This window comes from Arsenicicoccus piscis, from assembly GCF_022568835.1.
Classification (GTDB): domain Bacteria; phylum Actinomycetota; class Actinomycetes; order Actinomycetales; family Dermatophilaceae; genus Arsenicicoccus; species Arsenicicoccus piscis.
The window spans coordinates 1-22,411 of sequence record NZ_JAKZHV010000003.1 but is presented as its reverse complement, the minus strand read 5'-3'; the positions used below and the strand labels follow the sequence as shown (position 1 = coordinate 22,411).

General features: G+C 71.2%; 20 protein-coding genes and 1 pseudogene. 15 read left to right on the top strand and 6 right to left on the bottom strand.

What is annotated here, in order from left to right; translation table 11 throughout:
* Positions 1-62 precede the first annotated feature (62 nt).
* A complete protein-coding gene (locus MM440_RS05935) occupies positions 63-1,988 on the bottom strand; it encodes a beta-glucoside-specific PTS transporter subunit IIABC (protein WP_241443415.1) in 1,926 nt (641 codons plus the stop codon).
* A 243-nt stretch (positions 1,989-2,231) separates the two neighbouring features.
* On the opposite strand from MM440_RS05935, the gene MM440_RS05930 reads away from it, so the two are divergent.
* Together MM440_RS05930 and MM440_RS05925 are read left to right on the top strand one after the other, a co-directional pair.
* Entirely contained in the window at positions 2,232-2,864 is a 633-nt protein-coding gene (locus MM440_RS05930; RefSeq protein ID WP_241443413.1) for a ClpP family protease, read from the top strand.
* Positions 2,861-3,457 carry a ClpP family protease gene (locus MM440_RS05925; RefSeq protein WP_241443411.1) on the top strand — a complete coding sequence of 199 codons (597 nt, stop codon included), beginning with the start codon at positions 2,861-2,863 and terminating at the stop codon, positions 3,455-3,457. Before MM440_RS05930 ends, MM440_RS05925 begins: the two co-directional genes overlap by 4 nt.
* On the opposite strand, the gene MM440_RS05920 is transcribed toward MM440_RS05925, so the two are convergent.
* Positions 3,454-3,747 carry a helix-turn-helix domain-containing protein gene (locus MM440_RS05920; RefSeq protein WP_241443409.1) on the bottom strand — a complete coding sequence of 98 codons (294 nt, stop codon included), beginning with the start codon at positions 3,745-3,747 and terminating at the stop codon, positions 3,454-3,456. The two genes, MM440_RS05925 and MM440_RS05920, sit on opposite strands and share 4 nt — an antisense overlap.
* 63 nt (positions 3,748-3,810) lie before the next feature.
* Between MM440_RS05920 and MM440_RS05915 the strand changes: the two genes are divergently transcribed.
* Entirely contained in the window at positions 3,811-4,122 is a 312-nt protein-coding gene (locus MM440_RS05915) for a putative quinol monooxygenase (protein WP_241443407.1), read from the top strand.
* Here the strand turns inward: MM440_RS05915 and MM440_RS05910 are convergent.
* Positions 4,119-5,111, bottom strand: coding sequence for a hypothetical protein (locus MM440_RS05910; RefSeq protein ID WP_241443406.1), 993 nt, complete (start codon positions 5,109-5,111; stop codon positions 4,119-4,121). The two genes, MM440_RS05915 and MM440_RS05910, sit on opposite strands and share 4 nt — an antisense overlap.
* A gap of 108 nt (positions 5,112-5,219) precedes the next feature.
* On the bottom strand, positions 5,220-5,888 hold the full coding sequence (locus MM440_RS05905) for a nitrilase-related carbon-nitrogen hydrolase (RefSeq protein ID WP_241443404.1): 669 nt from the start codon (positions 5,886-5,888) through the stop codon (positions 5,220-5,222).
* A 302-nt stretch (positions 5,889-6,190) separates the two neighbouring features.
* On the opposite strand from MM440_RS05905, the pseudogene MM440_RS05900 reads away from it, so the two are divergent.
* From MM440_RS05900 to MM440_RS05870, 7 genes and pseudogenes are all read left to right on the top strand, one after another.
* A pseudogene (locus tag MM440_RS05900) lies at positions 6,191-7,368 on the top strand (transposase).
* Positions 7,369-8,145: 777 nt separating this feature from the next.
* Complete coding sequence (locus MM440_RS05895) at positions 8,146-10,023, top strand: HNH endonuclease signature motif containing protein (protein ID WP_241443402.1); 1,878 nt, start codon at positions 8,146-8,148, stop codon at positions 10,021-10,023.
* A gap of 58 nt (positions 10,024-10,081) precedes the next feature.
* Entirely contained in the window at positions 10,082-10,900 is an 819-nt protein-coding gene (locus MM440_RS05890) for an alpha/beta fold hydrolase (protein WP_241443400.1), read from the top strand.
* A 53-nt stretch (positions 10,901-10,953) separates the two neighbouring features.
* Entirely contained in the window at positions 10,954-11,430 is a 477-nt protein-coding gene (locus MM440_RS05885; RefSeq protein ID WP_241443398.1) for a DUF3817 domain-containing protein, read from the top strand.
* Positions 11,430-12,923, top strand: a complete 1,494-nt coding sequence (locus MM440_RS05880) for a carboxylesterase/lipase family protein (protein WP_241443397.1) — start codon at positions 11,430-11,432, stop codon at positions 12,921-12,923. The genes MM440_RS05885 and MM440_RS05880 overlap by 1 nt, the downstream gene beginning before the upstream one ends.
* Positions 12,920-13,633, top strand: coding sequence for an MBL fold metallo-hydrolase (locus MM440_RS05875; protein WP_241443395.1), 714 nt, complete (start codon positions 12,920-12,922; stop codon positions 13,631-13,633). Before MM440_RS05880 ends, MM440_RS05875 begins: the two co-directional genes overlap by 4 nt.
* A gap of 12 nt (positions 13,634-13,645) precedes the next feature.
* Positions 13,646-14,518: a fructosamine kinase family protein gene (locus MM440_RS05870; RefSeq protein WP_241443393.1), complete on the top strand. Its 873-nt coding sequence runs from the start codon at positions 13,646-13,648 to the stop codon at positions 14,516-14,518.
* Between the two features lie 16 nt (positions 14,519-14,534).
* On the opposite strand, the gene MM440_RS05865 is transcribed toward MM440_RS05870, so the two are convergent.
* Positions 14,535-15,014: a MarR family transcriptional regulator gene (locus MM440_RS05865; protein WP_241443391.1), complete on the bottom strand. Its 480-nt coding sequence runs from the start codon at positions 15,012-15,014 to the stop codon at positions 14,535-14,537.
* A 66-nt stretch (positions 15,015-15,080) separates the two neighbouring features.
* Between MM440_RS05865 and MM440_RS05860 the strand changes: the two genes are divergently transcribed.
* Complete coding sequence (locus tag MM440_RS05860) at positions 15,081-17,102, top strand: MMPL family transporter (RefSeq protein WP_241443389.1); 2,022 nt, start codon at positions 15,081-15,083, stop codon at positions 17,100-17,102.
* Positions 17,103-17,113: 11 nt separating this feature from the next.
* Here MM440_RS05860 and MM440_RS05855 read toward each other — a convergent pair whose 3' ends face one another.
* Positions 17,114-18,346, bottom strand: coding sequence for a sensor histidine kinase (locus MM440_RS05855; protein WP_241443387.1), 1,233 nt, complete (start codon positions 18,344-18,346; stop codon positions 17,114-17,116).
* 141 nt (positions 18,347-18,487) lie between these two features.
* Between MM440_RS05855 and MM440_RS05850 the strand changes: the two genes are divergently transcribed.
* The 4 genes from MM440_RS05850 to MM440_RS05835 form a co-directional block, all read left to right on the top strand.
* The gene (locus MM440_RS05850) at positions 18,488-19,432 is read left to right on the top strand and encodes an ABC transporter ATP-binding protein (RefSeq protein ID WP_241443385.1); all 945 of its coding nucleotides are present in this window, start codon (positions 18,488-18,490) and stop codon (positions 19,430-19,432) included.
* Positions 19,429-20,292 carry an ABC transporter permease gene (locus tag MM440_RS05845; protein ID WP_241441690.1) on the top strand — a complete coding sequence of 288 codons (864 nt, stop codon included), beginning with the start codon at positions 19,429-19,431 and terminating at the stop codon, positions 20,290-20,292. Before MM440_RS05850 ends, MM440_RS05845 begins: the two co-directional genes overlap by 4 nt.
* A gap of 91 nt (positions 20,293-20,383) precedes the next feature.
* Positions 20,384-21,328 (top strand): pirin family protein, encoded by a 945-nt coding sequence (locus tag MM440_RS05840; protein ID WP_241441689.1) that lies wholly within the window; start codon positions 20,384-20,386, stop codon positions 21,326-21,328.
* Positions 21,329-21,330: 2 nt separating this feature from the next.
* A partial coding sequence (locus tag MM440_RS05835) for an MFS transporter (protein WP_241443383.1) occupies positions 21,331-22,411 on the top strand: 1,081 nt, incomplete at its 3' end.

Here is a 22,411-nt window from a genome sequence, read left to right as displayed (position 1 = left end):
TGTCGTGGTCGGACGTGTGCTGCGCAGTGGTGGGCCGACTCGTGGTCGGGTCAGCTGACATGTCAGATCTCCAGCGCGAGCACCGGGTCGCCGACCGCCACCTGACCCTGCGCGATGGGGGTCACCGACGTCAGGGCCGCGGTGTTGGTGATCACCATGATGGTCGTCGTGTCATAGCCTGCCGCGCGGACCGCGTCGAGGTCGACGACAGCGAGGACGTCGCCCCGTTCCACATGCTCTCCCTGGGTGACCTTGGTGCTGAAGTGCCGGCCCTCGAGCTGGACCGTGTCGACGCCGACGGGGACGAGGACCTCTACGCCCTCCTCCGTCTTGACGCCGAAGGCGTGACCGGTGCTGGTCGCGGTCATGAGCGTGCCGGACACGGGCGCCCGGACCGTCCCGTCCGTGGGGAGGATGCCGAGCCCGCTGCCGAGCACGCCGGTCGCGAAGACCTTGTCGTTGACGTCCTCGAGGGGCACGAAGGTGCCGGCCACGGAGGCGCTCACGTCGAGCGTCCTGACGGCGGTCGCCATGCCCGACCCGCCGGCCACACCACCGGGTCCAGGCACGGTGTCGAGCGAGCCGTCGTCCGGGATCGCTGCCGCACCAGCGGCATTCGCGCTGTCCGGCTCCTCGCGCGGGCCGAACAGGAAGGTGAGGGTGAAGCCGATCGCGATGGCGACGGCCGTGCCGAGCAGCTGCATGGCGAAGCTGCCGTGCGCCATGTAGGCCGAGAGCCCGAGCAGGGACGGGAAGACGAACGCGTTGTTGGCGCTGCCGCCGGCCGCCGCGATCGCACCACCCACGGCGCCACCCGCGATGCCGAAGTAGAACGGCAGCTTGAGCGGCAGGTTCACACCGTAGATCACGGGCTCGGTCACGCCGGCGAGGAAGCCGGAGAGGGCACCGGGTCCCGCGATCTCCCGACGCTTGGCGCTGCGGGTGCGGACGAACACGGCGAGCGCTGCGGCCGCTTGGGCGAGGACGGCGGAGACGAGCGGGCCGCCGAGCAGCGTGTAGCCCTGCGTCGTCAGGTCGTTGACCATGATCGGCACGAAGCCCCAGTGCAGACCGAACAGCACGAACACCTGCCACAGACCGCCCATGATCGCGCCGGCGAGCCAGGGGGCGACGGCGAACAGGGCGTTGACGCCGCTCGAGATGCCCCGCGCCGCGTAGGTGGTGATCGGGCCGACGGTCATCAGGATGAGCGGCACCATGATGAGGATCGCGAGCAGCGGCGTCATGAAGTTGCGGATCGCCCCGGGGAGCGTGCGGTTGAGGAAGCGCTCGAGATAGCCCTGCAGCCAGACCCCGATGATGATCGGGATGACCGAGCTGGTGTAGCTCATCATCGTCACCGGGATGCCGAAGAAGTGCACGGGGGCACCGGCCGTGTTGAGCGCGACGATGGTCGGGTAGACCAGCGCACCGGCGATCGCCATGGATGTGAACTGGTTGGTGCGGAAGCGCTTTGCCGCCGTGACGGCGAGGAACATCGGCAGGAAGTAGAACACCGCGTCCGCCGCGGCGTTCAGGACGATGTAGGTCTGGCTGGTCTCGGCGAGCCAGTGGAACTGCGCCGCCATCGCGAGGAACGCCTTGAACAGACCCGCACCGGACAGCGGCCAGAGCACGGGCAGGAAGATCGACGAGATCAGCGCGATGAACTGGTTGAGCAGGTTGCCCTTGGGCCCCTCCTCGCCACCGGCGTCGGAGTCCGCCTCACCGCCGAACCGGGTGATCTTGCCGAGCTCCTGGTAGACCTGCGGCACGTCGTTGCCGATCACGACCTGAAACTGGCCGCCGGCCGGCATGACGGCGATGACCCCGGGCAGCTGCTCCACGGCAGCCTTGTCGGCCTTGCTCTCGTCGCGCAGCTTGAGCCGCAGCCGCGTGGCGCAGTGCGTCGCCGTGGCGATGTTGTCCTCGCCCCCGACCTTGTCCACGATGTCTGCGGCGAGCTGCTGATAGTTGACGGACCCCATTGTCGTCCCTGACTTCTCGGGGACCCGGGCAACAAAAAAGACCCGAGACGACGCACCCTCGTGCGGTCTCAGGTCTTGCCTCGTTGCCGAGTCACAATCCTGTGGTTGGTTCCGGTTCAACGGTAGCAGGCTGCCTGAGGGTCGACAAGAGGTGGGGTCCTTGTCGGGGCGCGCTGCCCTGAGCCGCGCTGCTCAGAGCAGCACCGGCCCGACCACGCTCCTGCGCAGGCGCACGCTGAGGACATGAACGATGGCGCTACGACAAGACCCGGCCGGACGCTCGACGAGGACCTGTATCGCGAGCTGTTCCAGCGCCGCACCCTGCTGCTCGGCGAGGCGTTGGAGGACTGGAACTCCAACCGGCTGTGCAACGGCCTGCTCCTGCTGGCGGCGCAGGACGCTGACAGCGACATCCGGCTCCTCATCAACTCGCCGGGTGGGTCGGTGCCCGGGATGCTCGCGATCCGCGACTGCATGCGTGCCGTCGCCTGCGACGTCGTCACGGTGAATCTCGGGATGGCTTACAGCGCAGGGCAGTTCCTGCTGTCGTCCGGGACGAAGGGCAAGCGCTACGCGATGCCGCACTCCAAGGTGCTGCTCCACCAGGGCTCCGCGGGGATCGGCGGCACGGCGATGGACATCGCGATCCAGGCGGACGATCTACGGCACACGCGCGACACCGTCCTGTCGCTCGTCGCAGAGGACACCGGCCAGGACGTCGAGACCGTAGAGCGTGACTCGCGCCGCGACCGCTGGTTCGACGCCGAGGCGGCCCGGCACTACGGCTTCGTGGACCACATCGTCACGACGATGGATCCTGTCCTCGCGTCCGCGCGCAAGGGCGCCGGCACGGGTTTCGCCGGAGGGCCGCGATGAGCAGCTACCCGATCCCGTACGTGACGACGCGGACCAACCAGGGGGAGCGCACCGTCGACGTCTACTCACGGCTGCTGTCCGAGCGAATCATCTATCTGGGCACCGGGATCGACGATGGCGTGGCCAACACCGTGATCGCTCAGCTGATCCACCTGGAGTCCGAGAGCCCGGACCAGCCGATCGCGCTCTACGTCAACTCGCCCGGAGGCTCGATCCCGGCGATGCTCGCGATCTACGACGCGATGCAGTTCGTCCGGTGCGAGGTGCACACGACGTGCGTCGGCGAGGCGGCATCGACCGCCGCGGTGCTGGTCGCCGGGGGCGAGGCGGGTCACCGGTCGATGCTGCCGCACGGCCGGGTCGTGATCCATGCCCCGGCAGCGGAGGGGCGTGGGGCCATCCCGGACCTCATCCTCGAGGCCGACGAGGTCGAGCGGGTGCGCACCCTGCTGGAGGAGATCCTGGCCCGGCACACGGGACGGTCGTGCGAGCAGATCCGCGAGGACACCGAGCGCGACCTGATCCTCACGGCAGAGCGCGCCTTGGACTACGGCGTGATCGACGCGATCATGACGACCCGCGGCGAGCGCTAGGCGGCCAGGCAGATCGGGCCGCGCTCCAGCCGTCCGGCGGCGCGGCGCGCGATCTCGGTGACCGTGAGCTCCAGGGCTCCGGCGACGGCGCCGAGCACCTCCGAGGACGGGTCCTTGCGGCCCCGCTCGATCTCCGAGAGGTACTGCGGGGCGACCCCGGCCCGGCCGGCGACATCGGTGATCCGCTCGCCACGGTCCAGGCGCTCCTCTCGGACCACCTCACCCACGCACTCGCGCCACAGCGGCTCGACCCGGCGGGAGCGGGCGGGAAGACGCACGACATCACCCATGCAGCCACCCTAGGCCCGATCGTCGCCCTGCGGGACCCGCTGGGGCGTGAGAGTGTTGCGGCCATGACCGCCGTCGTCACTGCCGTGTTCACGCCGTTGGAGGGTCGCAAGGACGAGCTCGTCGCCGCCCTGCGCGAGACGATGCCGGGCGTGCACGCCGAGCCCGGGTGCGAGCTCTACGCGATCCACGATGCCGAGGACGGCACCGTCACGATGATCGAGAAGTGGACCACCCGCGAGGACCTGGACGCGCACTCGCGGGGCGAGGCCGTGGCCGCTCTGCAGGCCGCCACCGGTGAACTGCTGGCCGGGCCCGTCGACGTGGTGATCATGACGCCGCTGCCGGCGGGCACGGCCGAGCAGGGCGAGCTCTAGCTTGCGGCCCTGCAGCGCAGCCGCATCCCGAGCACGCTGGCACTGAGCAGGACGGTGCCGGCGATCAGCAGCGCACCGGCAGCGCCGACCGAGCCGTCGCTCAGGTCGAGAGCGGCCTCGGTGACGGCCATGGTGAGGGCGACGACGCCGACGGCCAGGTGCGGCCAGGCGCCGCGACGGACGTAGAGCGCGAAGCAGAGGGTGCCGATGACGGCGAGGGCCAGATAGGCCCACCACCGGTCACCCGACTCGAATGAGAGGAACTGGGCGCCCACGACGGCGAGCACGCCGGAGATGAATCGCCCCAGCTGGCGCTCGCGGAAGGCGCCGGCCTCGGTCAGCAACCCCCACGCGACGGCGGTCACGAGCAGGAGCGCGGCGAAGAGCAGGGCGCTGTGCTCGAGGTCGCCGGTGCCGAACGTGATCACGGCGAGCGCCTGTCCGAGACTCCAGGCGGTGACGAGCTGCGCCACCGCAGACGGGACCACGACGTAGGACAAGCCGGCGAGCACGGTGATGGTGATCAGTGCGAGGCGGGACGCCCAGATGTCGTCCCAGGAGGTGAGCTCCGCGGCCCACACCCCGACGGCGCCGCCGAGGACTGCTGCGCCTCCGACGAGCAGCACGCTCGCGAGGTAGCGACGGATGTCCTGCCCCGCGTCGCGGATCGAGCCGGCGACCCCGAGCCGGGTCGCTGCGAGGCCCGCGCCGACGAGCAGCAGCCCGCTCAGCACGAGGGCCAGGACCCGGGTGAGCGCCGCCATCGAGCTCCACTCGGTGCCGATGAACACCGCTGCTGCGGCGATCACGAGGATGCCGCCGACGTAGCCGGCGATCTCGGTCGCCACGCTGGTGGCGGCTCGTGCGGTGGCGGGTGTTGTGGTGTCGGGTGCGGCGGTGGTGCGGAGGATGTCGAGGGCCTCGGCGCGGCGGGCCGGGTCGACCAGGCCGGCGGCGATCAGGGCGTCGACCGAGGACGTGGTGGGCATGACGGACCGGCTCTCTGGGGTGGACGGTGGGCTCCCCAAGACGAGTCTCCTCCGCGCCCCGGAGCGCCGACAGGGCGCCCCTACTCAGATCCGCCTAGGTAGCAGGGGTCACCGCTCCCCGTAGAGCTCGGGGCGCCGGTCGGCCAGGGCGTCGTTGTGCGGCCCGATCGAGGTGGCGCCGTCGAGGGTGACGTCCGCCGCCACGATGCCCTCGGCGCCGAGCTGGAGCGGCGTCAGCAGGTAGCCGTCGGCGCCGATGATGGTCGACCCGCCGATCCAGTCCACGCCCCGCTCCACGCCGACCCGGTCGGCGATCGCGATCGGCACGCGGTAGCAGCCGGCGCTGGCCTGAGCCTTGATGATCTCCAGCGGTCGCTCGCTCGAGGGGCGTTGCAGCGCAGGCCAGTTCACCGGAGCGCAGACCAGCTCGACACCGAGCTGGCGGGCCTGGCGGACCCACTCCGGGAACTCCAGGTCGTAGCAGACCATGACGCCGAGCGTGCCCGCCGAGGTGGGCACCACGAGCGGCCCGGCCGAGGACGCCGTGAACCATCGGGGCTCCTCGCCCCACAGGTTCACCTTGCGGTAGGTGCCGGCGGTCGCTCCGCGGTCGATCACCACCGCGCTGTTGTAGACCGTGTGGTCGGCACTTTCGGCGAACCCGACGACGACCACCACGTCGTGCTCCTGGCTCACCCGGCGCAGCTCCGCCAGCGCAGGCCCGTCCGGCGTCGAGGCGCCGGCCAGCGCCTCTTCGCTGATCGGTCGGTCGTGCATCGGGACGGCAGATGTCGGACGCCGGGACGGCGTGTCGTGTCCGGCATCTGCATGTTCGGCGCAGTGGGCGGATCTCGACCAGGGCGCGCCTGTCGACCTCTGCGCGGACCCGCGTCGCTGGAGTGGTGGATGGACGTTGCTTCCACCTCTGCGGCGAATGGGGGTGGGGGGTCTGTCAGAGGTGACGGCTAGCCCGGAGATTTCATGGGGTGAGTGACCACTGAACGCGAGAAGTGCCCTTGACCTGCAAGGATGTCGATTGCTGAAGTCGATAACCGCAGGATTCGAAGGGCACTTCTCAGGTGAGTAAGCGTAGCGGGCTGTACCCCCATGTCCGAGTCGACGCCGCTGACGTGCCAGCGGTGGCGCACGCGGGTGGGGCCCTGCTGACCCGCACGGTGCGCGTCTCGGGCCTGGGCACGACGTTGAGCGACGCCCTGCGGCCGTGGCGCAAGAACCTGGCCAGGCACGATCCGGCGAAAGTGGTGACCGACCTCGCGGTCTCGCTGGCGTTGGGTGGGGACGCCTGCCGCGACGCAGCGCTGTTGCGGGACGAGCCGAGCCTGTTCGGGCCGGTGGCCTCGGATGCGACGATCAGTCGCACCATCGCGGCCCTGGCCGGCGACATCGAGCGGGTCGAGAAGGCCATCGCCCAGGCTCGAGCAGCGGCACGCTCGCACGTGTGGCACCTGGCCGGGCGGTACGCCCCGAACCATGACGCGTCAGCGGCCAAGCCGCTGGTCATCGACCTCGACGCGACCCTCGTGACGGCCCATTCGGACAAGGAGCACGCCGCGGCGACGTTCAAACGTGGCTACGGGTTCCACCCGTTGTGCGCCTTCCTCGACCACGGCGCCGACGGGACCGGGGAGCCGCTGGCGATGCTGCTGCGGCCCGGGAACGCCGGGTCGAACACGGCGACCGATCACGAGAGGGTCATCAAGCAAGCGCTGGCCGCCACCCCCGGCATCAACCCTTCACGACCGGGCAAGAGGGTCCTGATCAGGACCGATGGCGCCGGGGGCACCCGTGAACTGTTGTCCTTCCTACACCGGCGCGCAGTGTCGTACTCGATCGGATGGACCCTGCCCGCGACCACCCCCGAGCTGTATCGGCTCGTGCCCGAGGACGTGTGGCAGCCGGCGTACAACGCCGACGGGCCCGGTGCGAAGACCGCATCCGCATCGCCAAAGACACCGGACTGACGAACCTGCCGCTACAGAGCTTCGCGCAGAACCGCCTGTGGCTGCTCCTCGTGCAGGTCGCGAACGACCTCCTCGCGTGGATGAGCATGCTCGCGCTGGCCGGGCATCCCGCGCGGCGGTGGGAACCCAAAGCCCTACGCCACCGCTTGTTCACCAATGCCGCAACCCTGGCGCGCACCGGACGACAGCGGCTACTGCACGTGAAGAACACCGCCCCGTGGGCGTCCCTGTTCACCACCGCGTGGACCAACCTGAGGGCGCTGTCCCCGCCCTGACCGGCAACCCCACCCGCCGCGACGACCCCAGCACGCCCTCATCGTTCGTGGAAGACGACGCCCACCCGCAGCGACATGCGGGCCAGTGGCGTACTCACCTGCCAGAATCAGCCCCATCGAACGGCAACGACGCCGGCTACGCCGACCCCGTCGCCCGATGAAACATCCGGGCTAGAGTCGCGGCAACGAGATGAAGAGATCGATGGGCTGACGGTTCGGTCGTTGACTGTCATTGCCGGGGCGGCCAAGCCCCGGCTACTGGTTGGCGCGAATTCAGTGAGGAGTCAGAGAAGTTCAGCGTTTTGGGGTCGAGCGCATCAAGGCACGAGGTTGCGTTCTCGCCTGTCCTCATGCATTGAGAAGGGCCTGACTACGTAGCGCCTTGCCCGTCAATTCCATTGTTGCTCAGAGTGATTTACCCATTTGACCCTGATGTGAGAATCAAGAGAAGAGTAGGGTAAGGAAATGAAAACACCTGCAGCCCAGACGGATGCGACCGCTCGAGCGGCGATCCGGCTTGCGCTGGTGGGTGATGCCCAGAGCGACACGGACGTCTCGAACGACACAGCCGCTGTCGGTGCCTTCGCTGCCGCGATCGCCCCCGACGCGTCCAACGTCGCGCGTGCGGCTTCGGTGGAGGTCGCCGACGTGGCTGCGTTCACGCAGCGGCTGGCTGCCCTGACGGTGGCCGCGCTCTCCGCGCCGTCCCCTGCCTCGTCCGCTACTTCCACGTCGCCATCTCCGTCCATGTCCACGGCGCCTGCCGCCACTGCCTCCATGCCCGATCCCACCGCGGACGGATCGAGCGCGGAAGGTTCCAGTGCGGCGGTCCGGGGCGGCAGGTCGAGTGCCGAGCTGGTGGAGCTGCTCGCGTCCCTCGAGGTGCTGAAGTCCGCGGCGGCTGCCGCCCAGGCGGTGGCCGCGGTCCGGTTGGACCAGGTGGTCCGCGCTGAGCAGGACGCGGCTGGGCTGCGCAAGGCCAAGCAGGGCGGTGGAGTTGGCGCGATGGTCGGGCTGGCGCGGCGGGAGTCGCCATGGAAGGGCGCCCGGCTGCTGGGACTGGCCAAGGCATTGGTGGCGGAGCTGCCTGGCACGCTGGATGCCCTGCGGGAGGGCGCGTTGGGCGAATGGGCGGCGACGGTCGCGGCGCAGGAGACGGCATGCCTGGAGCCCGATGATCGGTTGCTCGTGGACGACGAGCTCGCCGGCACACCGCAGGCGCGGGAGCGGCTGTCCCAGATGAGTGTGGAGGAGGTGCGCGCCGCCTACCGCGCGGCGACCTACCGAGCCGATCCACAGGCGGTGGTGGACCGAGGCCGACACGCAGTGAAGGATCGTCGGGTCAGCTTCCGGCCGGCGGCGGATGCGATGTCGTGGGTGTCCGGATTCTTGCCGGCTGCGGACGGGGTGGCGTGCCGGAAGGTGTTGGAGGACTACGCATCGACCCGCCGTTCCCAGGGGGACGAGCGTGGCCGTGGTCAGCTGATGGCGGACCGGTTCGTGGCGTTGCTGACCGGTCGCGACGCGGCCGACCCCATCCCGGTCGAGGTGCAGCTGGTCCTGACCCGCGACGACCTCGCTGCAGCAAGCCGGCCCGCCCCGAGCGACAGCCCCGCCGACCCGACCGCAGGCTCGGCCGGGTGCCCGACCTGCGACAGCAAGGACTTCGCTGCCGCCGAGGGTGACGGTTCCGCGAAGGCCGGTTCCGCGCAGACCGACACGGCGCCGACCGATGCTGAACGCGTCGGCTCGGGCGGGGGTGGGGGCTGTGGGGCTGGGTGGCTGGTCGGGTACGGCCCGGTGCCGGCCGAGACGGTGCGGGCGCTACTGGCGCCGAGGCCGGTGCCGGAGGGGTTCAGGCTGGTGCAGGAGCACGGCTTCCTGACCCTTCGGGTGCGATCGAGCGTGTTGCCGACGGTGCCCCTGGAGCGTCGACCGACAGCGGAGGAGCTGAGGGGATACCAGGCGTGCCAGCGGAACCTGGACGCCGTGCTGCGTGCCGCCCTGGCCGCCAACACGTCATCGAGCCGAGCCGCCTCATCGGCCCCGGGAGCACCGGGAGCACAGGGAGCACCGGGGGCCGCGACCGGTGATGGGACTGGCCGACCGAGGCTGAGGGTGGTGGGTGCGGACGAGCGTGCCGTCCAACCACCCGTCGCGCCGCTGGTCCCAGCGGCCGACCCGGGATGCGACGCGGAACCTGACCCGGAACCCGATCGGCCGGCTGAGGCTGCGCCCGGCTCGGCCGTGCGATGGTTGGACGAGGCACGGGTGCGGGTGCGCAGGTTGTTGGCCGACCCATTCACCGGGACGGTGGTCGATCGGGAGCCGAGGCGTCGGTTGTTCAGCGCCGGGGAGCGAGCTCTGGTGACGGCTCGGGATCGGGTGTGCGCGATGCCGTGGTGCGACGCGGTGATCCGCGAGATCGACCATGCGATGCCGTACTCCGACGGCGGGCCCACCGTGATCGCGAACGCGCAGGGGCTGTGCCAGGCCTGCAACCTGGTCAAGGAGCTGCCGGGTTGGAGCCACCGGCGCGAGCCGGACGGCCATGGGTCGACCTTCCTGGAGGTGACGACCCCTGCGGGGCAGCGCTACACCAGCCGACCGCCGGACACGATGGCCTACCAGCGGCGACGGCAACACGGGCGCTGAACGCTTGGGCGCGGCCCGCGGCCTTGTGCCGGCGTCGGGCGCGGGTCACGATGGGTCGATGAGCCGCTCACGAAGGCGTGGCACGACTCTGCTGGCCGGGGCCGCCCTGGCGTCGATGCTCGCTGCCGGCTGCGGAGACGGAACGGGGAGCGGGAGCGGGAGCACCCATCCGACCACGAGCTCTACGACGACGTCTCCCGCACCCACGGCCACGAGCGCGGTCTGCTTCGGGGCGAAGGTGTGGGGGGAGAAGACCACCACCCTCACCGCGCCCGGGATCTCGCTCGCCGGAGCCGTCGTGGGCAGCGGACCGAATGCGGCGGTGTTCCTGCACCAGTCCGACCAGAGCTACTGCGGGTTCTGGCCGTACGTGAGCGCGCTACCGGCGGGCTCGTTGCACGGATACCTGTTCGGGCTGTGCGGATTCGGCGACTCGACCTGCTCGACCGAGGCGACCGTCGACCGGCGAGCCCAGATCGCGCTGCTCGTCAGCTCGGCCCGCAAGGCTGGTGCCAAGCGGGTCACGCTGGTGGGTGCGTCGATGGGTGGAGCACTGGCGGCGGGCTACGCCAAGGCGGTGGGGGCGGACGCCGTCGTCGACCTCTCGGGGCCGCCGGCGTGGTTCGAGGCCCCGACCTCCGCCGCGGCGGCGCCTACCCTGACCATGCCCCTGCTGGTCGTGCTGGGAGCCCCGGACTCCTCCCAGCGTGAGCGCCTCGAGGCGATGGTGGCGGCAGCTCCGACGCAGCACAAGGCATTTCGGTGGGTCCCGGACGGCGGCCACGGCTGGGATCAGCTGACCACGGGCACCGGCGAGGTCTCCGAGGTCGGCCGCGAGGTGCTCGAGATGGTGCAGGGGTCAGGTCCCCGGCCGTAGCCGCTCAGGCCGGTGAGAGATGATGGCTGGACCGCACCCGACCGGAAGGCACCATGGCTTCGCTCACCGCCCGCCCCGCCCGCCTCTACGGAGCCCTCGCTCGCGCCGAGATGGTGACGTGGACCCTGCTGCTCCTCGGCATGGCCGCGAAGTACGCCCTCGGCGCCGACTGGGCGACCCGGATCGCCGGCGGCATCCACGGTTTCGTGTTCCTCTCCTACTGCGTCGTCACCGTGCTCGTCGCCGTCGACCATCGCTGGCGCGCGCGTGACCTGCTCCTCGGGCTCGCCTCCGCGGTGGTGCCGTATGCCACGGTCCCGTTCGAGCGCTCCGCCGAGCGCCGCGGGCTGGTCGAGGGCGAGTGGCGCCTCCTGCAGTCCGACGGCCCTCACCCCACCAGTCCCGTAGACCGTGCCGTCGCCTGGGCGCTCGGCAGCCCGGCACTCGCGGCCGTCGGTGCGGTCGTCGTGGTCTCGCTGATCTTCGCCGGGCTGCTGCGCCTCGGCCCGCCCACCCAGTGGTTCTCCTGATGACGTCGCAGCCGGTCGTCCGCACGAGTCGCGGTGCGGTGCAAGGGTGCTGGCGAGACGGGTCGGCCGCCTTCCTCGGCATCCCGTTTGCCGAGGCGCCGGTCGGTGCCTTGCGGTTCGGTGCGCCCGTGCCGCACGGACCGTGGGACGGCGTGCGGGACGCCACGGTCTACGGGGCGACGGCGCAGCGCCGACCGTTCGGTGAGGTGACCGCGATCCCCGAGCCGTCCATCCCGGGTGAGTCCACCCTCAACGTCAACGTGTTCACGCCGTCGCCCCAGCCGGCCGAGCCGACCGAGCTCCTCCCGGTCCTCGTCTGGATCCACGGTGGTGGCTACAAGGCCGGGTCGCCGGCGAGCCCGTGGTACGAAGGGGCCGCCTTCAACCGCGACGGTGTCGTCACCGTAACCCTTTCGTATCGGCTGGGATTCGACGGGTTCGGGTGGGTCGAGGACGCGCCGCACAACCGTGGGCTGCTCGACCAGATCGAGGCGCTGCGGTGGGTGCAGCGCGAGATCGCGGCGTTCGGCGGTGACCCCACGCGGGTGACCATCGCCGGTCAGTCCGCCGGCGGCGGCTCGGTGCTCGCCCTCCTCGCGTCGCCGATGGCGCGAGGCCTCTTCCACGGAGCCATAAGCCAGTCCGGCGCGCTCGATCCTCCTTCGAAGGCGGACGCTCGCGCCCTCGGGCAGCGGGTCGCGGAGCTCGCCGGGGTGCCGTGCACCCGTGCCGGGCTCGCTGCGCTGAGCGAGGACGAGCTGCTCGACCTGCAGGACACGGTCGAGGCCGAGCGGGCCCGCCACCCGCAGTCGGTCGCCCAGGCCGTGACCGACACGGTCGCCGCGGGGCTGGACCTGATCGCGTTCGTGCCCTACCTCGACGGCGAGGTGCTGACCACGGAGACCGACCTCGCGGCAGCACTGAGCGACCCCGCGAGCCAGTCGATCCCGTTGCTCATCGGCTCCACGGCGCACGAGTTCACCCAGGTGGGAGCGATGTTCGCCGAGCTGCCGGGGGATCTGGGTGCCGCACTGGCCGATTCGCGCCTCGACGCGGCCGCGCCGCAGCTGCTGGAGTCGTTCGCCGATCTGCCGGAGGCACCCGGCTACGGGCTCGGGCAGCTCATTACCGAGCTCACCTTCCGGGTGCCCGTGGTGGCCGTGGCCGGCGCGCGGGACGAGGGTGCCACGTGGGTCTACGACTTCGCGTACGCCCGACCCGGCGACGGGCTGGCACCGCACTGCGTCGACCTGCCGTTCGTGTGGGACTGTCTCGACGCCGAGCGGGTCACCGCCTCCACCGGTGACGACCCGCCCCAGGCCCTTGCCGACGAGATGCACTCGGACTGGGTCGAGTTCGTCCGCACCGGCGCGGTGAGCTGGCCCCGCTGGGACCAGACCGAGCACACCACCAAGACCTACGCCACGCCGTCCCGGGTCGGCCCGGGCTACGCCCTCGAGGTCGCGCTCGAGCAAGCGGGGAGCCACGCATGAGCACCCTGCTGACCCAGGTGGGTGACGACCTCTTCCACGGCGCCGGCACGGCGTCCAGCTGGTTCGTCGTCCGGGACGGGCGTGACCTCACGCTGGTGGATTCCGGCTACCCGGGCGACTACCCGCGGCTGCAGGCGTCCATCGAGTCGATCGGTCACCAGCTCGGCGACGTGCGCGGCGTGCTGCTGACCCACGGGCACATCGATCACTTCGGTGGGGTGAACCGGCTCTGGCGCGAGCACCGGGTGCCGACGTACCTGCACCGGCTCGAGCTGCTCAACGCGAAGGCGGCGACGCGTCAGCAGGCCAGCCCCCGTGACGTGCTCGTGCGCGCCTGGCGCCCGCGGGTGGCGTCGTGGGCGGTGCGCATCATCCGCGCGGGCGCGCTGCAGAAGGACGACCTGGAGCACGTCGTGCCCTTCGACGACACAACACCCCTCGACCTGCCGGGGCGCCCCGTGCCGGTGCTCAGCCCCGGGCACACGAGCGGGCACACGGGCTACTCGTTCCCGGATCGTGGTGCGCTGGCGACCGGAGACGCGGTCGTCACCGGCCACCCGTTGGAGGACCGCACCGGGCCGCACCTCATCCCCGACTTCTTCACCCACGACCTCCCGGGCGCGCGCCGGTCGCTGGACGTGCTGGCGGCCGTGGTCGCCGAGACGTTGCTGCCGGGGCACGGGCCGGTGTGGCGCGGCCCCTGGGCGTGAAAGGGTCGACCCATGGGATCCACGAACCTGCCCCAGTCCCTGCCTGACTCGCTGATCGACGGCCTCGACGTCCGGTCCGTCGAGCCGCTGAGCGGTGGCGACATCGCGCTGGCCTACCGGCTCGAGACCCCGGACGGACCGCTGTTCCTCAAGACCAAGGAGCAGCCGACACCCGACCTGTTCGAGCGGGAGGCTGCCGGTCTGACGATCCTGCGGGAGCACGCCCCGGCCGAGCTGGGCGTCCCCGAGGTGATCCGGTCCGACTCGAGCGGGCTTGTGCTGCAATGGATCCCGCAGGGACGGCCCAAGCGCGACACCGAGGCCGAGCTGGGCCGCGGGCTCGCCGCTCTGCACCGCACCACGCACGAGACGTTCGGCGCGATCGACACCGCGCTCGCGGGCTACCTCGGCTCGGCGCAGGTGGACCTCACACCCACGAAGACGTGGCGAGAGTTCCTGGTGGAGCACCGGATTCGTCCGCTCACCCGCCGAGCCGTCGACGAAGGCGCGCTCGACCCCCAAGCCCTCGAACTCGTAGACCGGCTGGCCGCCAAGGCGGACGAGCTCTGCGGCCCGCCCGAGCCGCCGGCGCTGGTGCACGGCGACCTGTGGGCGGGGAACCGCGTCGTGGACACCGACGGGCGCAGCTGGCTGATCGATCCGGCCGCGCACTGGGCGCACCGGGAGTACGACCTCGCGATGATGAACCTCTTCGGCGGCTTCGGGGACGAGTGCTTCGCGGCCTACGACGAGGCGTTCCCGCTGGCCGCCGGCTGGCGCGAGCGGATCCCGTGGAACCAGCTGCCGCCGCTGCTGGTGCACGCGATCCTCTTCGGCGGGGGCTACGGCGGCGCGGCGCTGCGCGTGATGCGTTCCTACCTCTGAGCTGAAGCCTGCGGAGCTACAGCAAGGCCTTCAACGCGCTGGTGGCATCGCGCAGGAAGCGGGTGACGACCACGCGCTCCTCGTCGGTGAGCCGGGCGTCGAGGTCCGCGAGGCCTTGGAACATCGGTTGCAGCAGGGTGAGCGTCTCGCGCATCCCCGAGTCGGTGAGTCGGACGACGGTGCGCCGCCGGTCGGTGTCGTGGGGGAGCCGCTCGACGTGACCGCGGGCCTCGAGGCGGTCGACGATGCCGGTGGCGGCCGCCGACGAGATGCCGAGGACGCGGGCCAGCTCGGCCGGGCCGAGGTCCTCGGTGACGAAGTGCCGCAGCGACCGCATCTCGCTCTCGCTGAGGTGGGCCCGGCGCGCCAGGGTGGGCAGCGTGCTGTCCGACACCTGCAGCAACGTGTCGAGGGCCTCGATGGCCTCCGAGGGCCGCCAACCGGCGTGGGCCCCGGTGACCGCGAGGTCGGGGCGCTCGGCAGGGGCGGAGGACATGGCCCCCATCATGGCGCAGGCCGCTCCGGACTTCCATATCCTTCACGAACTTAGTAACCTGCTGAAATGGTTTCCTGGACGAAGCGCAACGCCTGGTCGGTGCTGGCCCTGGTCGTCCTGCTATTGGGCGTAGCCGTGATGGCCGGTCTCGGTGAGGGCGAGCGCACCCGCGCGGCGACCGACACGCTGGCCGCGGGGTCCCAGTCGGCGCGGGTCGCCGAGCTGCAGGAGCAGCTGCCCGCGAAGGACACCAGCACCGCGATCGTGCTGTTCAGCAGCGCGGACCGGATGACGCCGGCCCAGCTGGCGACCGTGCGCGAGCGGGCGGGCAGGCTCGCCGGATCGGCCCAGGTGCCGCTGATCCCGAGCGAGGACGGCACCGCGGCCATCGTGCCCATCGTTCTCAAGGGCACCTCCGCGACCGTGGCCGCCGACGAGGTGGGTGCGCTGCGCACGGCGGCGAAGGCCGACCTGCCCTCCGGCGTCAGCGCCCAGGTCACCGGACCGGCGGCGGTGCAGGCCGACCTGGCGGCGGTCTTCGAGGGCGCCGACATCCGGCTGCTCGCGTCGACCGCGCTGGTGGTCGCCGTCCTGCTGGTCTTCACCTATCGCTCACCGGTCCTGTGGATCATCCCGCTCACCGTCGTCGGCGTGGCCGACCGGCTCGCCGCGGTCCTCGCCACGCACGTCCTCGCCGCGTTCGACGTCGCGTGGGACGAGAGCACCACCGGCATCCTGTCCGTGCTGGTCTTCGGCGCCGGCACGGACTATGCGCTGCTGCTCATCGCCCGCTATCGCGACGAGCTGCGTCGCCACCCCGACCGGCACGTCGCGATGCGGATCGCCGCACGCCAGACCGTAGAACCGGTGGTCGCCAGCGCGACGACGGTCTTCGTCGGCCTGCTCACCCTCCTGCTCTCGCTCTTCCCGACGACGCGCGGACTCGGACTGGCTTGTGCCGTGGGCGTGCTCGTCGCCGCGTTCTTCGCCCTGGTGGTGCTGCCGGGTGCGCTGGTGGCGTTCGGCCGGTGGATCTTCTGGCCGCGCGTGCCGCACGTGGGTGACACCTCGGCCGTCGACTCCCGGTCGATCTGGCGACGCGTGGGCGACGCCGTGTCGCGTCGCCCGGTGGCCGTGGCGCTGGTCAGCACGATCCTGCTCGCCGCCGCAGGGTTGGGCGTCCTGGCGGTCAAGACCGGGCTCTCCAGCTCCGACCAGTTCCTGCGCAAGCCCGAGGCGATCGCTGCCGCGGAGCGACTCAGCACGTCCTTCCCGGCCGGGTCGGCCGAGCCGATGATCGTGATGACGACCCCCGCGCAGGCGGCCGACGTGACGGCGAGCATCAAGGCGGTGCAAGGCATCTCGTCGGTGCGTCCTGCCGCGAGGACCGCCTCGCTGGTCGAGCTGCAGGCCGTCTCGACCGCACAGCCCGGCACCGAGCAGTCGCTCGACACGGTCTACGACGTGCGTGGTGCGGTGGCGAAGTACCCAGACACGTCCGTTGGCGGCAGCGAGGCGCAACGCCTCGACGAGGGGGACGCGACCTCGCACGACCGGGCGGTGATCTTCCCGCTCGTGCTGGGGCTGGTCTTCGTCGCGCTCATCCTGCTGCTGCGCTCGCTGGTCGCGCCGGTGGTGCTGGTCGCGACGGTGCTACTCACCTATGTGGCCGCCCTCGACATCGCGTGGTTGGTCTTCACCCAGGTGCTCGGCTTCGAGCGGCTGGACGCGGGGGCGCCGTTGCTCGCGTTCGTGTTCCTCGTGGCGCTGGGCGTGGACTACAACATCTTCCTCGTGACACGAGCGAAAGAGGAAGCGGCAGAGCATGGTTCGCGTGCAGGCATGCTGCGGTCGCTCACCGCGACCGGCGGCGTGATCACCAGCGCCGGCATCCTGCTCGCGGCCGTCTTCGCGGTCCTCGGCGTGCTGCCGCTCGTCGTCCTGGCGCAGCTCGGCGTCATCATCTTCATCGGCGTGCTGCTCGACACCCTCGTCGTGCGCACGGTGCTCGTCCCCTCGCTCGCGCTGATCCTGGGCGACCGGTTCTGGTGGCCGCGGTCGCTCTACACCGGCGCGCACCGCGGCTGACTGGCGTCCGGCTACGCCGCCCACGGCAGCGTGAGCCGCACCTGGAAGCCACCGCTGCGCGTGCTGCCGTGCTCCAGCCGGCCGCCGGCGATGGCGGCGCGCTCGGCGATGCCGACCAGCCCGAGGCCGGAGCCGGCGGGCGTGACAGGAGTCAGGGGTGACGCCGGCACCGTGGCCGGCACCGCCTCGCCGGCGCCGTTGCTGACCTGCGTCACCAGCTCGTCGCCCGGCCGACCGGTGACCCGGATGGCGACGGCGGCGCCGGGGGCGTGCTTGCGGGCGTTGGTCAGGCACTCCTGCACGGTGCGGTAGACGTGGCGACCGACCTCGCGCGAGGGCCGCTCGTCACCGAGGTCGAGGGTCAGCTGCACGAGCTGGCCGCTGCGGCGGGCCTGCTCGACCAGGTCGCCCAGGTCGTCGATGGTCGGTTGTGGCGGCTCGACGGTCAGCGGCGACGCGTCCTGCTCTGTCACGGCTCCCTGCTCGCGCAGCACGCCGAGCACCTGGCGCAGCTCGGCCAGCGCCGTGACGGCCGACTCCTGGATGACCTCGGCCTCCTCGCGGATCTGCTTGCTGGTCAAGTCATCTCGATAGGTCAGGGCGCCGGCGTGCATGGCGATCAAGGAGATCCGGTGGCCGACGATGTCGTGCATCTCGCGCGCGATGCGGGCCCGCTCGTCGGTGCGGGCCCCGGCGATGCGCAGCGCGTGCTCGCGCTCGAGGTCGGCGATCCGCTGGCGCTCGGTCTCGGCCAGCTGGCGACGGGTGCCGAGATAGAGACCCCAGGCGACGAGAGCACCGGTCAGCACCACGCCGAAGATCATCGGCACCCACCACGGCCCGGAGTCCGGGGTCGGCATGACGACGAACTCGTAGACATAACCCGCCACGATCGATCCGACGGCCAGCGGGACGATCTCGGCCGTCCGCCGGCGGGTCGAGACGGACACCAGGCAGACCATCGACGCCACCCCGGCGATGGCGGAGACGGTCGACAGCGCCAGCGTCGCGTAGGCGATCGGCAACGGCCAGCGCCGGTGGAACCACAGCAGCACCAACGAGATCGGCCCGGCAGCGAAGAGATCGAGGGCGAGCAGGGCGCCCGCTCGGGATGGCTGCTCCGGGGCGTCGGGCATCCCGACGAGCACCGTCCCGATGAGCAGCAGCCCGATGAGCGCCGTGACGACGATGCGCCACAGCTGCTGCCCGCGCGTGAGGGGCGGCTCGGTCGGGGCCCAGGACATGGCTCTACCGTAGCCAGCCGGTGGGGCTGCGCGCGTCAGCCGAAGGTCGCACCGATCATCCCTAGGTCGTAGACCTTCGGCCATCGACCTTCGTCCCCTCGACGGATGTGCCCGCCCACGGCGGCAGGCGAGGGTGGAGCCATGATCACCTTCGAGCACCTCACCAAGCGCTACGGATCCTTCACCGCCCTGGACGACGTGACGTTCACGGCGAGACCGGGAGTCGTGACCGGCTTCCTCGGGCCCAACGGTGCCGGCAAGTCGACCGCGATGCGAGTCGTCACCGGGCTCACCCCGGCCACGTCCGGGACGGCCACGATCCTCGGCCGCCCCTACGCGCAGCTGTCGAACCCCGCCGCGCAGGTGGGCACCCTGCTCGACGCGTCGGCGCAGCACGCGGGCCGCACCGGCCGCGAGATCCTCACCCTCGGCGCGATCGCCGTCGGGGTGCCGCGCAGCCGCGTCGACGAGCTGCTGACGCTGGTCGGGCTCGACGAGGGCGAGTCCCGTCGGCGCCTGCGGGACTACTCGCTCGGCATGCGCCAGCGGCTCGGGATCGCCCACGCGCTGCTCGGTGACCCCGAGGTCCTGATCCTCGACGAGCCGGCGAACGGCCTTGACCCGCAAGGGATTGCCTGGATGCGCGAGCTGCTGGGGGGCTTCGCGCGTGAGGGCCGGACCGTGCTGCTGTCCTCGCACCTGCTGCACGAGGTGCAGCTGATCGCCGACGACATCGTCATGATCGGCCGGGGTCGGATCCTCGCCCAGGGCCGGCTCGACGAGCTGGTCGCCCAGGGCGGCATCACCGTCCGCAGCCTCGACGACGCTGCCCTCACCGACGCCCTGCGCCGCGACGGCCTGGTCGTCACGTCCACCAACGACGCCCTGGTGGTCGACGGCACGCCGGAGCAGGTCGGCCGCGCCGCCCTCGCCGCCGGCGTCGTCCTGCTCGAGCTGCGCCAGCAGGAGCGCGACCTCGAGCGGATGTTCCTCGACCTCACCAGCAGCACCGACCGCGGCCACCAGGCTTCCGACACGCAGGCCATCGACACGCACGCCACCGACACCCAGGAGAGTGCAGCATGAGCACGTCCGCCCTCACCCACGACCCGGCTGCGACCAACGCGGCCAACGCGGCCAACGCGGCCAACGCGACCGGGCCCGCGGACCCGACCACCCGTTCTACCGGTGGCAGCGCGGGGACCGGATCGCCCGGCATCCCGTTCGGCCGACTGCTCCACCTGGAGCTGCGCAAGCTCGTCGACACCCGCTCCGGGCGCTGGCTGCTGATCATCACCCTCGGGCTGGTGGCCGCGATCAACGTCGGCTTCCTCATCTGGGGCGACCACAGCACGACCGGGCTGACGACCTTCGTCGGCGGCTCGTCGCAGGCCATGATGCTGCTGCTGCCCGTCCTCGGCATCCTCGCCGCCACCAGCGAGTTCTCTCAGCGCACCGGCCTGGTGACGTTCACCCAGGAGCCGCGTCGCCTGCGCGTCGTGCTGGCCAAGACTCTGGCGGCGCTGACACTCGGCCTCGCCTCGATGGCCGTCGCCCTCCTGGTCGGCGTCGTCTCCACCGGGATCGCGGTCGCGATCCACGACCCGGTCGACCCGTGGCACATCGGCTGGGGCGCCCTCGGCGGCGTGCTCGCCCAGCTGCTCAACCTGCTGCAGGGCGTGGCCTTCGGTCTGCTCCTGACGGCTCCGGCCGCGGCCATCGCCGCGTTCTACATCGTCCCGACACTGTGGATGTTCCTCACCGGGATGATCAGCGCCCTGCGCGACGCCGGCCCGTGGATCGACATGGCCCGTTCCACCGAGCCGCTCGTCATGGGCACCATGAACGGTGAGGCGTGGGCCCACCTCGCGTCCGCGGCCGCGATCTGGACGCTGCTGCCGTTCGTCGTCGGGTGCGTCCTGATCTCCCGCCGCGAGATCAAGTAGAACCATCGCCCCGTCCCGGCGTCAGGTGGCGTCGAGCGCCCGGACCGGCCACGATCGTGTGGTCGGTCCGGACGAAGGAGAGGGATCACGGATGACGAGCTCTGGGTCGGTGCAGGTGCTGGGGGGCCGCGAGGTGCCGCTCGGTGGCATCCGGGCGCTCACGGTCCGGCGCACGCTGCCGCACCGCGACCGGTCGTTCGTGGGGGCGTGGTGCTTCGTGGACCACTACGGTCCGGTCGACGTCGACCCGGACGGCTCCGGCGGCATGGACGTCCCGCCCCACCCGCACACCGGGCTGCAGACCGTGTCGTGGCTGTTCGCCGGGCACATCGAGCACCGCGACTCCGCGGGTGTGCTCGGCCAGGTGCTCCCGGGCGAGGTCAACCTGATGACCGCGGGTGACGGGATCGCGCACTCCGAGGTCTCGGTCGCCGGTCCGTCGGTGCTCCACGGCGTCCAGCTGTGGGTAGCCCTTCCCGACGAGTCCCGTTCTGGCGAGCGCGAGTTCGAGCACTACGCCCCCGATCCGGTAGACCTCCCGGCCGGCTCCGGGACCGCGCTCGTCTTCCTCGGGTCGCTGGAGGGGATCGCGGCGTCACCCGTGCACACCTACACGCCGTTGCTCGGCGCGCAGCTCGACCTGGTTGCCGGCGCCCGGCTCGAGCTGAGCGTCGACCCCGGCTTCGAGCACGGCCTGCTCGTGGACACCGGGTCGGTGACCTTCGAGGGCCGACCGCTCGGGCCGGCCGACCTGGGGTGCGTGGACGAGGGTCGCGACCGGCTCGTCCTCGAGGTGGGTGACGATCCTGCCCGGGTCGTACTGCTCGGCGGCACGCCGTTCGAGGAGGAGATCGTCATGTGGTGGAACTTCGTCGGCCGAAGCCATGACGAGGTGGCCGCTGCACGAGAGCAGTGGGAGGCCGGATCCGACCGGTTCGGCACGGTCGATGGCTACGAGGGCGAGGTGTCGCGCATCCCGGCGCCGCCGCTGCCGGGGGTGCGGCTGAAGTCCCGTGGCCGGCGCGGGCGGCGGTAGCGATGACCACGGTCGACGGCGACCAGCGGCAGGGCTCGACGAGCATGGGGCGGATCGCCCTGGCGAGCCTCGTCGGGACGACCATCGAGTTCTACGACTTCTATGCCTACGGCATCGCGGCGGCGCTCGTGCTCAACACGGCGTTCTTCCCGGAGCTGTCCGAGACAGCCGGCACGCTCGCCGCGTTCTCGACCTACGCCGTGGCGTTCTTCGCCCGGCCGATCGGGTCGGTGATCTTCGGGCACTGGGGCGACCGGGTCGGCCGCAAGTCGGTGCTGATCGTGTCGCTGCTCATGATGGGCATCTCGACGGTGCTCATCGGTCTGCTCCCGGGCTACTCGACGCTCGGCATCGCGGCTGCAGCGCTGCTGGTCATCCTGCGCTTCGTCCAGGGCGTCGGCCTCGGCGGCGAGTGGGGTGGCGCGGCACTGCTCGCGACCGAGCACGCGCCCGCGGACAAGCGCGGCCTCTGGGGGATGTTCCCCCAGCTCGGGCCGTCGTTCGGCTTCATCCTCGCCAACGCGATCTTCCTCGGCGTGCGCCTCAACATCGACGCGGCAGCGTTCGCCTCGTGGGGCTGGCGGGTGCCGTTCATCGCGAGCATCGTGCTGGTCGTCGTCGGTCTGTGGATCCGGCTGAGCATCGCCGAGACCCCCGTCTTCAAGAAGGCCATCGAGCAGGAGTCGCTCTCGCGGGTGCCGTTCCTGGACCTGGTCCGGCACGAGTGGGCCCACCTGCTGCTCGGGTCCGGCGTGATGATGGTGCAGTACACCCTGTTCTACACCGCGACGACGTACTGCCTCTCCTACGGCACCAAGGCCCTGAAGATCCCGCAGGTCTCCATGCTCACCATCACGATGCTGGCGGTGCTCGCTCTGGCGCTCGGCACGGTCATCAGCTCGCCGCTGTCGGACCGGATCGGCCGCAAGCGGGTGCTCACGATGGCGTGCGTGCTCGGGATCGTGTGGGGCCTGGTGATGTTCCCGCTGATGGACACCCGGTCCTACCCGCTGGTGTGGCTGGCGCTCGCCGGCGCGCTGTTCGTGATGGGGCTGTGCTTCGGGCCGATGGCGGCGTTCCTGC

Bases quoted from the DNA above. Each gene is read 5' to 3' on its own strand.
- MM440_RS05935 (WP_241443415.1), bottom strand. From the start codon at position 1,988: ATGGGGTCCGTCAACTATCAGCAGCTCGCCGCAGACATCGTGGACAAG.
- MM440_RS05930 (WP_241443413.1), top strand. From the start codon at position 2,232: ATGAACGATGGCGCTACGACAAGACCCGGCCGGACGCTCGACGAGGAC.
- MM440_RS05925 (WP_241443411.1), top strand. From the start codon at position 2,861: ATGAGCAGCTACCCGATCCCGTACGTGACGACGCGGACCAACCAGGGG.
- MM440_RS05920 (WP_241443409.1), bottom strand. From the start codon at position 3,747: ATGGGTGATGTCGTGCGTCTTCCCGCCCGCTCCCGCCGGGTCGAGCCG.
- MM440_RS05915 (WP_241443407.1), top strand. From the start codon at position 3,811: ATGACCGCCGTCGTCACTGCCGTGTTCACGCCGTTGGAGGGTCGCAAG.
- MM440_RS05910 (WP_241443406.1), bottom strand. From the start codon at position 5,111: ATGCCCACCACGTCCTCGGTCGACGCCCTGATCGCCGCCGGCCTGGTC.
- MM440_RS05905 (WP_241443404.1), bottom strand. From the start codon at position 5,888: ATGCACGACCGACCGATCAGCGAAGAGGCGCTGGCCGGCGCCTCGACG.
- MM440_RS05895 (WP_241443402.1), top strand. From the start codon at position 8,146: ATGCCCGATCCCACCGCGGACGGATCGAGCGCGGAAGGTTCCAGTGCG.
- MM440_RS05890 (WP_241443400.1), top strand. From the start codon at position 10,082: ATGAGCCGCTCACGAAGGCGTGGCACGACTCTGCTGGCCGGGGCCGCC.
- MM440_RS05885 (WP_241443398.1), top strand. From the start codon at position 10,954: ATGGCTTCGCTCACCGCCCGCCCCGCCCGCCTCTACGGAGCCCTCGCT.
- MM440_RS05880 (WP_241443397.1), top strand. From the start codon at position 11,430: ATGACGTCGCAGCCGGTCGTCCGCACGAGTCGCGGTGCGGTGCAAGGG.
- MM440_RS05875 (WP_241443395.1), top strand. From the start codon at position 12,920: ATGAGCACCCTGCTGACCCAGGTGGGTGACGACCTCTTCCACGGCGCC.
- MM440_RS05870 (WP_241443393.1), top strand. From the start codon at position 13,646: ATGGGATCCACGAACCTGCCCCAGTCCCTGCCTGACTCGCTGATCGAC.
- MM440_RS05865 (WP_241443391.1), bottom strand. From the start codon at position 15,014: ATGTCCTCCGCCCCTGCCGAGCGCCCCGACCTCGCGGTCACCGGGGCC.
- MM440_RS05860 (WP_241443389.1), top strand. From the start codon at position 15,081: ATGGTTTCCTGGACGAAGCGCAACGCCTGGTCGGTGCTGGCCCTGGTC.
- MM440_RS05855 (WP_241443387.1), bottom strand. From the start codon at position 18,346: ATGTCCTGGGCCCCGACCGAGCCGCCCCTCACGCGCGGGCAGCAGCTG.
- MM440_RS05850 (WP_241443385.1), top strand. From the start codon at position 18,488: ATGATCACCTTCGAGCACCTCACCAAGCGCTACGGATCCTTCACCGCC.
- MM440_RS05845 (WP_241441690.1), top strand. From the start codon at position 19,429: ATGAGCACGTCCGCCCTCACCCACGACCCGGCTGCGACCAACGCGGCC.
- MM440_RS05840 (WP_241441689.1), top strand. From the start codon at position 20,384: ATGACGAGCTCTGGGTCGGTGCAGGTGCTGGGGGGCCGCGAGGTGCCG.